Annotated in this window: 11 protein-coding genes and 1 pseudogene; 9 read left to right on the forward strand and 3 right to left on the reverse strand. The window is 60.3% G+C overall.

Going from position 1 to position 13,165, the window contains the following annotated elements; translation table 11 throughout:
- Positions 1-22 precede the first annotated feature (22 nt).
- Positions 23-943, reverse strand: a complete 921-nt coding sequence (locus ACSPX5_RS24860) for a LysR family transcriptional regulator (protein WP_169428362.1) — start codon at positions 941-943, stop codon at positions 23-25.
- A gap of 180 nt (positions 944-1,123) precedes the next feature.
- Here ACSPX5_RS24860 and ACSPX5_RS24865 point away from each other — a divergent pair, with 180 nt between their 5' ends.
- Positions 1,124-2,044: a TauD/TfdA dioxygenase family protein gene (locus ACSPX5_RS24865; RefSeq protein ID WP_439820445.1), complete on the forward strand. Its 921-nt coding sequence runs from the start codon at positions 1,124-1,126 to the stop codon at positions 2,042-2,044.
- Between the two features lie 49 nt (positions 2,045-2,093).
- On the opposite strand, the gene ACSPX5_RS24870 is transcribed toward ACSPX5_RS24865, so the two are convergent.
- On the reverse strand, positions 2,094-3,704 hold the full coding sequence (locus tag ACSPX5_RS24870; protein ID WP_439820446.1) for an alkaline phosphatase family protein: 1,611 nt from the start codon (positions 3,702-3,704) through the stop codon (positions 2,094-2,096).
- A 190-nt stretch (positions 3,705-3,894) separates the two neighbouring features.
- The gene (locus ACSPX5_RS24875; RefSeq protein ID WP_439820447.1) at positions 3,895-4,839 is read right to left on the reverse strand and encodes a LysR family transcriptional regulator; all 945 of its coding nucleotides are present in this window, start codon (positions 4,837-4,839) and stop codon (positions 3,895-3,897) included.
- Positions 4,840-5,004: 165 nt separating this feature from the next.
- On the opposite strand from ACSPX5_RS24875, the pseudogene ACSPX5_RS24880 reads away from it, so the two are divergent.
- The 8 genes and pseudogenes from ACSPX5_RS24880 (at position 5,005) to ACSPX5_RS24915 (ending at position 13,100) form a co-directional block, all read left to right on the forward strand.
- A pseudogene (locus ACSPX5_RS24880) lies at positions 5,005-7,365 on the forward strand (TonB-dependent receptor).
- A gap of 295 nt (positions 7,366-7,660) precedes the next feature.
- Complete coding sequence (locus tag ACSPX5_RS24885; RefSeq protein ID WP_007952780.1) at positions 7,661-7,987, forward strand: hypothetical protein; 327 nt, start codon at positions 7,661-7,663, stop codon at positions 7,985-7,987.
- A 380-nt stretch (positions 7,988-8,367) separates the two neighbouring features.
- Positions 8,368-9,180, forward strand: coding sequence for an energy transducer TonB (locus tag ACSPX5_RS24890; RefSeq protein ID WP_439820448.1), 813 nt, complete (start codon positions 8,368-8,370; stop codon positions 9,178-9,180).
- Positions 9,181-9,266: 86 nt separating this feature from the next.
- Positions 9,267-9,992, forward strand: coding sequence for a MotA/TolQ/ExbB proton channel family protein (locus ACSPX5_RS24895; RefSeq protein ID WP_439820449.1), 726 nt, complete (start codon positions 9,267-9,269; stop codon positions 9,990-9,992).
- 1 nt (position 9,993) lies between these two features.
- Positions 9,994-10,395 carry an ExbD/TolR family protein gene (locus tag ACSPX5_RS24900; protein ID WP_003220570.1) on the forward strand — a complete coding sequence of 134 codons (402 nt, stop codon included), beginning with the start codon at positions 9,994-9,996 and terminating at the stop codon, positions 10,393-10,395.
- Positions 10,396-10,563: 168 nt separating this feature from the next.
- Positions 10,564-11,145, forward strand: coding sequence for an alpha/beta hydrolase (locus ACSPX5_RS24905; protein WP_007952774.1), 582 nt, complete (start codon positions 10,564-10,566; stop codon positions 11,143-11,145).
- 57 nt (positions 11,146-11,202) lie between these two features.
- Positions 11,203-12,135 carry a sigma 54-interacting transcriptional regulator gene (locus ACSPX5_RS24910; RefSeq protein WP_439820450.1) on the forward strand — a complete coding sequence of 311 codons (933 nt, stop codon included), beginning with the start codon at positions 11,203-11,205 and terminating at the stop codon, positions 12,133-12,135.
- Between the two features lie 167 nt (positions 12,136-12,302).
- The gene (locus ACSPX5_RS24915) at positions 12,303-13,100 is read left to right on the forward strand and encodes a MetQ/NlpA family ABC transporter substrate-binding protein (protein ID WP_007952772.1); all 798 of its coding nucleotides are present in this window, start codon (positions 12,303-12,305) and stop codon (positions 13,098-13,100) included.
- Positions 13,101-13,165: the final 65 nt, after the last annotated feature.

Below are 13,165 nucleotides of genomic sequence, written 5' to 3' on the forward strand. Positions count from 1 at the left end.
CGCCGAGCGTGGGAATGACCTCTCAAACCGCGACGCTGATTTCCTGTTTATCCACCGCCACCAACGTCTCGATCATCGCCCGCGCCGCCGGTGACAGCCGGAATCCCGTGCGGCTCACAATCCCGCACCGCGCGTTCATGCTCTCCAGGTTCTGCGGCAGGTTGCGCCAGTGCAGCAGCGCCAGCGAGCCTTGGGCAATGTCCTCGACAAACGCCTCTTCGGTGCCGACGCCGATCGCGTTGGATTGCAGCACCACTTTCACCAGCGCCGGAAAATGCTCGGTCTCGATGGTCGGTGAAAAATCGATCCGCCCGCTGAGATTCGCCAGCAGTTTGCGAATGCCCGGCGGGATCAGCGTGGTCGCCAGCGGATAGTCGAACATGTCGTTGGTCGACAGGCTTTCCTTGGCCAGCAGCGGATGCCCCGGCCGGCAGAAAAACACCCCGCGCTTGGGCGTCAGCGGTTGGGTCTGGAAGTTCGGGTCGGATTCGAAATGACGGATGTCGGCGATGAAGAATTCGATCTCTTCGCGGCTCAGGGCGCGGCTGAGCTTTTCCCAGTTATCCACCTGAAAGCGGGTGCGTACTTTCGGGTGCGCATTGATGAATTGCGCCACCGCGTCCGGCACCAGTTTCACCGCCGGCGCCGGGCCGCAACCGAAGTGCAGTTCGCCGGCGTCGAGCTTGGTCATCTGCGTCACTTCGGCGCTGAGCAATGCCGCGCCCTGCACCAGGGTCAGGGCGTGTTGCAGCACCACTTGGCCTTCTGGGGTAGGGCGCAGATCCTTGTTGCCGCGATCCACCAGCACACAGCCGAACTCCTGCTCCAGCCCTTGAATGCTGCGGCTGAACGCCGGTTGAGTAATGCCCATGGCGTCGGCCGCGCGGACAAAACTGCGGTGTTCGTTGAGGGCGATGAAGTAGCGCAACTGGCGAAGATCCATATGCTTTTCCGGCATCCTAAAAATAGCTCGAAGGCATTTGCGACGAGGTTGCTTGAGGTTTTAAATGCAAGCTCTTATTCCGTCAACGAAGCATGTGAATATCTATTAGATGAAAATGGAATATAGATAGAGCGTTGTTTCGCTGCCGTCAAACCGCAAGCAGTTGATGAGGGTCTACCCATGAGCAATGCCGCACTCGCTGTAAAACCCGCTGTCCACGCGCTGGACATTCATCCGGTGGCCGGCCGTATCGGCGCCGAAATCCGTGGCGTGCACCTGTCCGGTGAGCTGGATGCCGCGACGGTTGAAGCCATTCAACAGGCGCTGATCCAGTACAAGGTCGTGTTCTTCCGCGAGCAGACCCAGCTCGACGATCAACGTCAGGAAGCCTTTGCGCACCTGCTCGGAGAGCCGGTGGCGCATCCGACCGTGCCGTCTCGCGAGGGCACCCGTTATCTGCTGGAACTGGACGGCGCCGAAGGGCAGCGCGCCAATTCGTGGCACACCGACGTGACCTTCGTCGATGCCTACCCGAAAGCCTCGATCCTGCGCTCGGTGGTGGCTCCGGCGTTCGGCGGCGACACCCTCTGGGCGAACACCGCGACCGCGTACAACGAACTGCCGACCGAACTGCGTGAACTGGCGGACAAACTGGTGGCTGTGCACAGCAACGAATACGACTACGCCGGAGCGAAGCCGGACGTGTCGGCGGAGAAGCTCGAGCGCTATCGCAAGATCTTCACCTCGACCGTCTATGAGACCGAGCACCCGGTGGTGCGTGTGCACCCGATCAGCGGCGAAAAGAGCTTGCTGCTGGGGCACTTCGTCAAGCGCATCAAGGGCTATTCCCAGGCCGATTCGGCGCATCTGTTTGGTCTGCTGCAGAGCCATGTCATCCGCCAGGAAAACACCGTGCGCTGGCGCTGGAAGGCCGGTGACGTGGCGATCTGGGATAACCGTTCGACGCAGCATTATGCGATTGATGATTACGGCACTCAGGATCGGGTGGTGCGTCGGGTGACGCTCAAAGGAGAAGTGCCGGTCGGGGCGAACGGGCAGCGTAGCCAGACCATCAAAGGCGCTGAAATCGTCGGCGTCTGATAAGACCTCATCGCGGGCAAGCCGGCCATCCGGCTTGCCCGCAGTCCTTTCACCAGACGCCAATCTGAACGAGCTTTTCGGTCTCCGGCTCCCCATAACGAAACCGCTGCCCACGCAAATCAATCTCCTGATGACTGATCGTCGTGCGCCGCTTCAGCCCGCGCACCCACTCGAACAGATACCCCGCATGCTCCTCGCGCACCGCCGCATACGCCGGATCCGCGCCCAGATCCTGCAGCTCCTGCGGGTCATTCAACAGATCGAAAAGCTGCGGCCGAAAGCCGTCGTACGCCAGGTATTTCCAGCGCTCGCTGCGCACCATCGTCATGCGGCAGCGGTCGATCGGCTGGCCCAGTCGCTCCCGCGCGGGGGCCTGGAAGGCGTAGTCGTATTCGCTGATCGCATAGCGACGCCAGTCGGGATTCTCGCCGTGCAGCAGCGGAATCAACGAACGGCCCTCCAGGCGATGCTCGGCACCCGCCACGCCCAGCGCGTCGAGAAAGGTCGGCAAGCTATCGATGGTTTCCGCCAGGCGTTCATCGACTGTGCCCCGCGTGACATCCGCCTTCGCACGTGGGTCGCGCACGATCAACGGCACGCCCACCGCTTGCTCCAGCAAAAACTCCTTCTCCCCCAGCCAGTGATCGCCCAGAAAGTCGCCATGATCGCTGGTGAACACGATCAGCGTGTCCTCCCAGCGTCCGTTGCTTTGCAGGAAATCGAACAGCCGCCCCAACTGATCATCGACCTGTTTGACCAGGCCCATGTACGTCGGGATCACGTTCAGTCGTACCGGATCTTTGGAGAAATTCAGGCTTTCCTCATGCTGGCGAAAGGCCTCATAGACCGGGTGGTCGCTTGGAGAGGCATTACGTACCGGTTCGAGAATCGATTTCGTACTGTACAAAGTGTGGTACGTCGCCGGTACGATGTAGGGCCAGTGGGGTTTGATATAGGACAGGTGTAAAAACCACGGTTTTTCACCTTGCTCACCGATGAAGTCGATGGCTCGATTTGTAGTGTAGACAGTCTCTGAATGTTGCTCGGGAATTCGCGCCGGCAAATGGGCATTGCGCATTTTCCAGCCGCTGAGGATTTCGCCGTTGTCGCCTTCGGCCGCGTTGGCCCAGTCGTGCCAGGGGTTGCGCCCTTCGAAACCCTGGTCGCGCAGGTAATGGGTGTACGGCGCGGATTCGCGTTTGTCATCGAACAGCGGGTCGTCGGGGAAGATGCCGTCGTGACGAAAGTACGGTTCGAAGCCGACTTCATTGAGCACTTCAGCCTGGGCGCTTTCAGGGTTGATCGCCAGCCGCTGCAAGGCATCCACATTGGCCGTGGCGTGGGTCTTGCCGACCAGCGCAGTACGAATGCCGTGGGGGCGCAGGTAATCGCCGATGGTCAGTTCTTCCAGCGGCAGCGGCACGGCGTTCCACGCCACTTGATGGCTGCTGACATAGCGTCCGGTGTAGGCCGACATCCGCGACGGTCCGCAGATCGTGCCCTGTGTATAGGCGCGGCTGAAGCGCACGCCGGCGGCGGCCAGGCGATCGATGTTCGGGGTGTGCAGGTGCGGGTGGCCGTAGCAGGACAGGTAATCGCGGCGCAGTTGATCGCACATGATGTACAGCACGTTGCGCACAGGGTTTTGCGGGTTGGACATGGGGTTCACCAGTCAGAAAGACAGGCGAGGTTTTTCGCTTTCGGCGAGGGTGTTCGGCAAGTGCATTCGGGGAATGTGTTTCATGCAAGAAATGCATCGGCGCCTGCGCAGGCCTCTTCGCGAGCAAGCCCGCTCCCACAGGAGTACGCGTTTCGAATGTAGGAGCGGGCTTGCTCGCGAAGGCGTTGCGTCAGACGGCAAAATTGTCCAGTGAACACACTTCCTCATCCACCGCATCAATCGCCTTGATCTGCTCGATCATCGCTTCGGCCAACGGTGACAACCGATACCCGGCGCGACTGACAATTCCGTAGCGCGTGTACAACTCCTCGAGATCATCCGCCAACCCTTCGATCTTCAAGCACACCAGCTCACCACGAGCCTGATGCAGCGCATCCGAATAGGCACCGACGATACCGATCGCATCCGAGCGCAGCACCACGCCGAGCAGGCTGGCGCTGTTCTCGCACTCCACGTTCGGGACGAAATCCGGGCGGCCGCTGAGGTCGACGATGACCTTGCGCAGGTTCGGTGGACGGATGCTGACGGCCAGTGGATAACTCATCAATTGCTCGGCGGTGACCCGATCCGATGCGGCCAGCGGATGCCCGGCGCGGCAGCAGAAATGCCATTTGCGCGGGCGCAAACGATGGGTCAGGTAATCCGGATCGGCCTCGAAGTGCCGGGTGTCGGCGACGAAGAATTCGAACTCTTCATTCAGCAGTCGCTTGCTCAAACTCTGCCAGTCATCGACCTGGTAATGCACCCGCGCTTTGGGGTAACGGCCGATGAAGCTGCCGATGGCTCGGGGGATCAATCCTGCCGCCGGCGCCGGGCCGCAACCGAAGCGCAATTCTCCCGCCTCCAGCCCGTTGAACTGGCTGATCTCGTTGGCCATCTGCTGTGCACCGCTGACCAACCGCCGGGCGTGTTCAAGCAGCACCTGCCCCTGTTTGGTCGGCGGCAATTCCTTGCGCCCGCGATCCACCAACTGGCAACCGACGCTGTGTTCCAGCGCCTGAATGCTGCGGCTGAATGCCGACTGCGACAGGTTCACCGCCTGCGCGCCGGCGACGAAGCTGCGTTGTTCGGCGAGGGCGATGAAGTGGCGGAGCTGGCGCAAGTCGATATGCATTTTTCACATAAAAAATATCCGGGAAATGCATTGGATATGCATTAGGTGGACTCCTTATAAAGGCAATCTCTTATGCAGTAAATCTTTGTAAAAACATAAATAAATAACTTAAAAGAATATGCAGCGCGGAAGATGTCTGCGTGTTTTTTCACCAGGAGCAGCCCCATGAGTCCGTTGAACTTCGCTTCACCGCAGCCGCCACGACGGCTCAAACGTCTGCCCCTGGCCCTGTTGCTGGCGGGGAGTGCCAGTTGGACCCACGGCTACGCTGCGGAAACGGATACCCCTGTGCCGGCACCGGCAGGCAAGACCGCGACCGCCACTTCGCAACTGGAAACCGTGACCGTCACCACCCGCCGCCGCGAAGAAAGTTCTCAGGATGTGCCGACGCCCATGAGCGTGGTCAGTGGCCAGACTCTGGAGACGCAACGGGTCTATCGAATCTAGGATCTGCAGCAACTGGTGCCCAGCGTCAACGTCGCCTACATGCATGCGCGCCAGTCCAGCGTGTCGATTCGCGGTCTGGGCAACAACCCGGCCAGCGACGGCCTGGAAGGCAGCGTCGGCCTGTACATCGACAACGTTTATCTGGGTCGTCCGGGGATGGCGGTGTTCGACCTGATGGACATCGAACAGCTCGAAGTCCTGCGCGGGCCGCAAGGTACGTTGTTTGGCAAGAACACCACCGCCGGGGTGATCAACATCAGCACCCGCGCGCCCAGTTTCACACCGGAACGCAGCATCGAAACCTCGGTCGGCGAGGACGGTTATTTCCAGACCAAGGGCACGCTTTCCGGGCCGCTCAACGATCAACTGGCCGGGCGAATTTCCGCCTATCGCACCCGTAGCGATGGCGACATCAAAAACGAATTCAACGGCCACGATTTGAACGGTGGTTCCCGTGACGGCTTCCGGGCGCAGTTGCTGTTCAAGCCCAACGAAAACTTCAATCTGCGCTGGATCGGTGATTACAACGAAGAGGATTCCAGCGCCGGCACCCGCGTGCTGTACAACACCGGGCCGACCATCAATGGCGTCAATCTCTACTCGGCTCGCGCCGCCGCTGCCGGCGCGACGCTGGTCAACGGCTCGCACCGCAAGGTCAATCTGGACAGCGACCAGCACGTCACCGTGCATCAGGGCGGCACGTCGGTGGAGGCCAACTGGACCCTGCCGAGCGACTTCACCCTGACCTCGGTCAGTTCCTATCGCTACTGGAATTTCACCCCGCGCAACGACGATGGCCTCAACGTGCTAGCGAGCTACAACGCCGGGGTCTCGGTGGAGGACAAGCAGTATTCCCAGGAATTTCGCCTCGCCTCGCCCAAGGGCGAGTTCTTCGATTACGTCCTCGGCGCCTACTATTTCGGCTCGGACCTGGACAACAAATCCTTCGCCTATTACGGCCCGCAGGCAGATATCTGGAACGGCACGCCACGGGGTGCGCTGGCCAACGTCAACAGCGTCGGCCGTGGCCACATCAAGACCGACAGTTTCGCGCTGTTCGCCCAAGGCACCTGGCACCTGACCCCGCGTCTGGATTTCACCGCCGGGGTGCGTGGCACCTATGAAGAGAAGAACGCCTGGGTCAATCGCGATGTGCCGCAGGGTGGCGCAGCAGTGACTGGTGCTGCTGCCACCGCACGACGCGGCCGGACCGGCGCCTACGATTCCGGCGATTTGAATCAGTACAGCTCCAGCCCGTCCGGATTGCTCAACCTGAGTTATCGCTTCACCGATGATCTGCTCGGCTACGCCACGTTGTCTCACGGCGAGAAATCCGGTGGGGTCAACCTGGTGGTCGGCTCGGCACCGACCGCTGGCGCCGACTCGTTGCTGATCGGCACCGAGCGCGCCAACAACGCCGAACTCGGCTTCAAGAGCACGCTGTGGGATCGTCGCTTGCAGCTCAATGCCAACGTGTTCTGGACTCAGGTCAACGCTTACCAGACCAACGCCTACGACGACGTCAACCGTGTGCAATACCTGACCAACGCCGGCTCAGTGCGCTCACGCGGGGTGGAGTTCGAAAGCACCGTGATTCCGCTGCGCGGTCTGACGCTGAACTTCAACGGCTCGTTCAACGACGTCAGTTACCTCTCGTACAAGGACGCGCCGTGCCCACCTGAAGTCAGTCAGGCGCCGGGGGCTCCGGCCTCTTGCGACCTCAGTGGGCATCAGGTGGTCGGCGCCTCGAAATGGATCGGCAACGCCAACGGCAAATACGAATGGAATCTGGCCAACGGACTGCAACCCTACGTCACTGGCAGCTACGCGTTCCGCTCCAAAGCGGTGGGCACGGTCGAAGATTCCGACTACGGCCAGATCCCGAGTTACGCGGTGGTCAATCTCTCCACCGGCCTGCGCGGCGATTTCAATCAGGGACAGTGGGATGTCTCGCTGTGGCTGAAAAACGCCTTCGACAAAACCTACTACACGACCCTGTGGACCGGCGGCAACGGCGGCTATGAAGGTCTGCTCGGCACGCCGCGCACCCTCGGCGTCACCGGTCGCTACGACTTCTGATCGATGTCGGCGACCAGCGCTTCAATCCGGACAACCTGTTGCAAGGTGGTCTGGCGCCTGGGGCCGAACCTGGCCGTCACCTGGAAAAGGCAACAGACCAATGCCAATCGTTAGTTATCAAGACTCTTCCGAATCGAAATAAGTTATGAGCGACATGAATAGTGCATATAGCAATATCGTTGAAAAGTCCCGTGGACAATAAGTCAATGTCCAACCATCCTGAGTCTCGTGAGTTTCCAGGAGGAAACTTGCTCTCATCGGAAGACACTTATCCAACGATAAAGGGAATCTCGTTATGTCGAGCATTAATGGCAACTATGTAAACGCTAACGCTGGCGCCAAACTGACGATCACCGATGGCAACGACTCCAACGGCACCTTCAGCGGAAAGTTCAGCCAGAACGGCGTGAACTACGACATCGCGTACGGTCACTATCACTTCCAGAACAGCACCGGGCAGCCTACGATCATTACTTTCGCGGCTTTGAATGACGGCACTGGCTATCAGTCCTGGACGCTGTTCTCGCCGGATCACAACTACTCGAAAGTTCGTGCGGTGGGTTCTCGTACCAACTTTGACGGTGATGTAGTCGGTCTGGCCGGGGAGTTTGTGAAGCAATAAGAAATTCCGTAAATCGAAGGCCGATGCATTAAACATGCATCGGCCTTTTTGTTTGTCTACAAAAAAGTTCGTCAACTATCACCTTGGTATTAGTTGTCACCGAATCCCGGGTCCTCGATAAACCGATGCCTTGGATGAATACTTTTTATGCTAGGAAAGCATGTCGATTTCGGCGAGCCGCTGGAAGCCTTGCAGGCCGTGGCTTTGGCGGAAATGATCGCTTCTTATATTCCATAAGTGTCTATTCATAACATGAAAGATTACTTTCGGAGATAAGCCTCCCGACCCAATGATTGACCCATCGATCACGCCGTGGGGGATTCAACAAGCGGCGGATCGGCTACGCGAAAAAACGCAAAGAGACCGCAGGGAGTAAATCAATGGGCAATGTCCAGACCGCCGCCAGTGCACAGGAGGTGCTGTGGCGCCAGGCGCCGAGCGGCGAGTTGGTCGATCTCGGCCGGCCCCATCGTGTGCCGTTGGGGCAGCTGCGTTTGCAGCGCGTGCCCAAGGGCATTCTGAGCCGCCGCGAAACGATTCTGCTCGGCGTTCTGGCGCTGGTGGTGCATGGCGCGGTGATCTACTGGATCAATCAGCATCCGACGCCGGCGCTGCCGATCGTGCCGCCGGAAATTCCACCGATGACCATCGAGTTTTCGCGTCCGGCCCCCCCGGCGCCGCCTGTGGTTGTACCGCCGCCACCGGCACCGGTGGTCGAGCCACCGCCGCCGGTGGAGGACGAACTGGCAACCAAGCCACCACCGAAACCGAAGCCGATTCCCAAACCGAAACCGGTCGCCAAACCTGTTCCGAAACCAGCGCCAAAAGCCGTCGAGCAACCCCCGGCTCCGCCACAACCGGCCGCTCCGGTCGCCGCGCCAGCACCACCTGCACCACCGGCGCCTGCTCCGGTGACCCCGGCCTCGGCCAACGCCGCGTACCTGAAGAACCCGGCGCCGGAGTATCCGTCGCTGGCCCAGCGTCGCGGTTGGGAAGGCACGGTGTTGCTGCGGGTGCACGTACTGGCCAGCGGCAAACCGGGCGAGATCCAGATTCAGAAAAGCAGTGGCCGGCAACAGCTCGACGACGCGGCGCTGGACGCAGTGAAGCGCTGGAGCTTCGTGCCGGCCAGGCAGGGTGATGTCGCCCAGGACGGCTGGGTCAGCGTACCCATCGATTTCAAGATTCATTAATTGGTAATCAGCCGGCTTTATTCTCGCGGTGTGTCTGTAACCGTCATCGCGAGCAAGCTCGGCTCCCACACACGAGGGAACACATCATGACGTTACTGGCATCTCCACTGGAATCCATCGAAAGCGCGGTGATCTGGCTGCTGGTGGTCTTCTCTGTCGCTACCTGGGGCCTGGCATTGCTCAAGGCTGTGCAGTTCAGCCGGTTGAAGGCGCAGGACCGCAAATTTCACAAGCGCTTCTGGGCGGCGTCGAGTCTGGACTCCGCCGCCGAGTTGAGCGAAACCCAGCCCGGCGCCGCAGCGCGGGTGGCACAGGCCGGTTATGCGGCGATACAAGTGGGCGAGGCGCCGCAGGCCAATGACCTGAGCCAGGCGATCAATCATCAGGATCGCCTCGAACGTGCCTTGCGCCAGCAGATCGTCCGCGAGCGCCGTTCGCTGGAAACCGGTCTGGCGGTGGTCGCGAGTATTGGCAGCACCTCGCCGTTCATTGGTCTGTTTGGCACGGTGTGGGGAATCATGGAAGCGCTCAAAGGCATCAGCGCGGCGGGCTCGGCGAGCCTGGAAACGGTCGCAGGACCGATCGGTGCAGCGCTGGTCGCCACCGGGGTGGGGATCGCGGTCGCGGTGCCGGCGGTGCTGGTTTACAACTACTTTTTGCGTCGCCTGAAACTGACGGCGGCGGACCTGGACGACTTTGCCCACGACTTCTACAGCCTGGCGCAGAAGAGCGCGTTCCGCGTGCTGATCCACCCGACCGCGCACAAGGCTGCGGCCCAGGGCAACGCAACAAAAGTGAAGGAGGCGTCCTGATATGGCCTTCTCCACGCAAGACAGCGACGAGGTGCTGAGCGAGATCAACGTGACGCCGCTGGTGGACGTGATGCTGGTGCTGCTGGTGGTGTTCATCGTCACCGCGCCGCTTTTGACCAACGCGATACCGATCAACCTGCCGAAGACCGAAGCGGTGGCGCCGGTCGAGCAGAAAGACCCGTTGGTGGTGAGCATCGACGGTGCAGGAAAGCTGTTTATCAACAAGGACGAAATCCAGCCGGACCTGCTGGAGTTCAACCTCAAATCGGCCAAGGCCAAGGACCCGGAAGTGCGCGTGCAATTGCAGGCAGACGACGGGGTGAATTACGGCGAAGTGGCGCGAGCCATGGCTTCGATTGAGCGGGCGGGCATCACCAAGCTGTCGGTGATCACTGCACGATAAGGGTTTCACGTTTTTCCGGGGCCGTCTCCTTGGCAGGGTGCGGCCCCTTTTTTGTCTGTTGCTTAATATGCATTTCAGGTCTTAATAAATAGCTTCTTATTCCTTAACGAATATAAATCCCGTCCCTATACTCGTTCAGGAACAGACACGACGCAGGAGAGCTCCCCCATGCGCAACGAATCAATCCGCTATCTGATTGTGCCGGGCTGGCAAGGATCGCCAGAAGATCATTGGCAAACCCACTGGCAGAACAGCCTGCCCAACAGCGCGCGGGTGGAGCAGGCCGACTGGCTGACGCCGCGTCGTGAAGACTGGGTCGCGGCGCTGGCCGAGGCGATTGCCGCCGACAGCTCGCCAGTGATTCTCATCGCGCACAGCCTGGGCTGCATCACCGTGGCGCACTGGGCGGCCACCGCGCCGCTGCATCATTTGCGTCAAGTGCGCGGGGCGCTGCTGGTGGCGCCGGCGGATGTCGAACGCCCGGCCTGCGTGCCTGCACTGCGCAATTTCGCACCGATCCCGACCGATCTGCTGCCCTTCCCGAGCCAGGTCGTCAGCTCCGACAACGACGCCGCCGTCAGTGCGCCGCGTGCGCTGGAACTGGCGCGCAACTGGGGCGCCGAGGCGGGGATTCTCGCGGGCGCCGGCCATATCAACGTGAAGTCCGGGCATCAACGCTGGGAGCAGGGATTCGCTTATCTGTATCGCCTGCAGAACCGCATGGAACACCACGCCCGGCGCCGAGCCTGATCCATTTTATTTTTTTCAACGCCCCCGTCTCCCGGCGATTTGGGGCGGGAGTCTGCCATGAGTCTTGAAACCTTCGGTCAGCCGTTGCTGACCTTTCCCGATGCGGAAAAAAGTCCCCTGAGCATCCGCGCCAAGGCGCTGGTGTTCGTCGATCCACGCTCGCGCCAGTTGCGCGAGGAAATGGCCCAACTCGCACCGCGTTCGATCTCGGTGTTGATTCGTGGCGAGACCGGCACCGGCAAGGAATTGCTCGCCCGCCACATCCACCGTGCCAGTGATCGCAGCGGGCTATTTGTCTCGGTCAATTGCGGCGCGATCAGCCCGACGTATGCCGATGCCGAATTGTTCGGCTACGCCGCCGGTAGCTACAGCGGTTCGGCCAGCAGCCGCGCCGGCTGGTTCGGCTCGGCCAACGGCGGCACCTTGTACCTGGACGAGATCGGCGACCTGCCGCTGCCGATCCAGGTCAAGTTGCTTTCCGCCCTGGAAAACCACGAAGTCACCCGCGTCGGTGCGCATCAACCAAGCCCGGTGGACGTGCGCCTGGTAGCGGCGACCAGCATCGATCTGGCGCAAGCAGTGGCAGCGGGAAAATTCCACGAGCGTCTCTATCACTATCTCAGCGAAGGGCAGCTGGAACTGCCGGCGCTGCGCGCGCGGGTCGGCGACATTCTGTCGTTGGCCGAGTACTTCCTCGGTATCTACAGCCAGCGCCTGGATCTGCCGGTGCCGCTGATCAGCGAAGCGGCGCAGCAGGTGCTGGAGCAGCACAGCTGGCCGGGCAACACCCGGGAACTGGAAAACGTCATTCATTTTGCCCTGCTGGTGAGCACCGGCGACGAAATCCTGCCGGAGCACCTGAACCTCCCCGAGGTGTCTGGGCCGCTGGTTCAGATCGAGCGTCAGGTGGCGAGCATCAGCCTCAACGGCACTGCCGACGAACGTAAGGCATTGAAAGAATTGCTGTTGAGCCTGAGCGAGGCGTTGTAACCATTTTGTTCAACATGAACAAAATGGAATATGAAGCTGAATAAACGTTATTGTCCGGGAATAAAAAATCCCGGTATTGTCCGCTTCACGCCAGCAGTAGCACATCGCTGGCACACGTATTAATGCCGTCGTCGATGACGACCGTGATTTTCGACTAAGGACACTGCATGAAAAAGGTTCTGTTGTTTACAGCATTGGCGGCTGCTCTGACTGCTTCCCTGGCCCAGGCCGGCGAGAAACTGGTGGTTGCTGCGACCCCGGTTCCACACGCCGAGATCCTCGAGCTGATCAAGCCGACCCTCGCCAAAGAAGGCGTGGATCTGGAAATCAAGGTCTTCACCGACTACGTACAACCGAACGTACAGGTGGGCGAGAAGCGTCTGGACGCCAACTACTTCCAGACCCTGCCGTACCTGAACAGCTTCAACCAGGGCAAATACAAGGACGACAAGGCCAAGTACCTGGTGACCGTGCAAGGCGTTCACGTTGAACCGTTCGGCGGCTACTCGAGCAAGTACAAAACCCTGGCTGAACTGCCGGACGGCGCTACCATCGCCATTCCGAACGAAGGCAGCAACAGCGGTCGTGCACTGATCCTGCTGCAGAAGGCCGGCCTGATCGAGCTGAAAGATCCGAAGAACGCTCTGGCTACGCCAAAAGACATCGCCAAGAACCCGCACAACTTCAAGTTCAAGGAACTGGAATCGGCCCTGCTGCCGCGTGTTCTGAAAGAAGTCGACCTGGACATGATCAACACCAACTACGCGCTGGAAGCCAAGTTGAACCCGACCAAGGACGCTCTGGTGATCGAAGGCGCGGATTCGCCTTACGTGAACTTCCTGGTGGCCCGTGAGGACAACAAGAACAGCGACGCCATCAAGAAACTGGCCGCTGCCCTGACCAGCCCTGAAGTCAAAGCGTTCATCGAGAAGAAGTACAACGGCGCGGTACTGCCGGCGTTCTGATCCGACGCAACAGCAACCCCCTTCAAGGTTGAAAAAAACGCCGATGACCAGTGATGGTCATCGGC

Origin of the sequence: Pseudomonas sp. HLG18 (assembly GCF_051903985.1) — a bacterium.
In the GTDB taxonomy this organism is placed as follows: domain Bacteria; phylum Pseudomonadota; class Gammaproteobacteria; order Pseudomonadales; family Pseudomonadaceae; genus Aquipseudomonas; species Aquipseudomonas fluorescens_BT.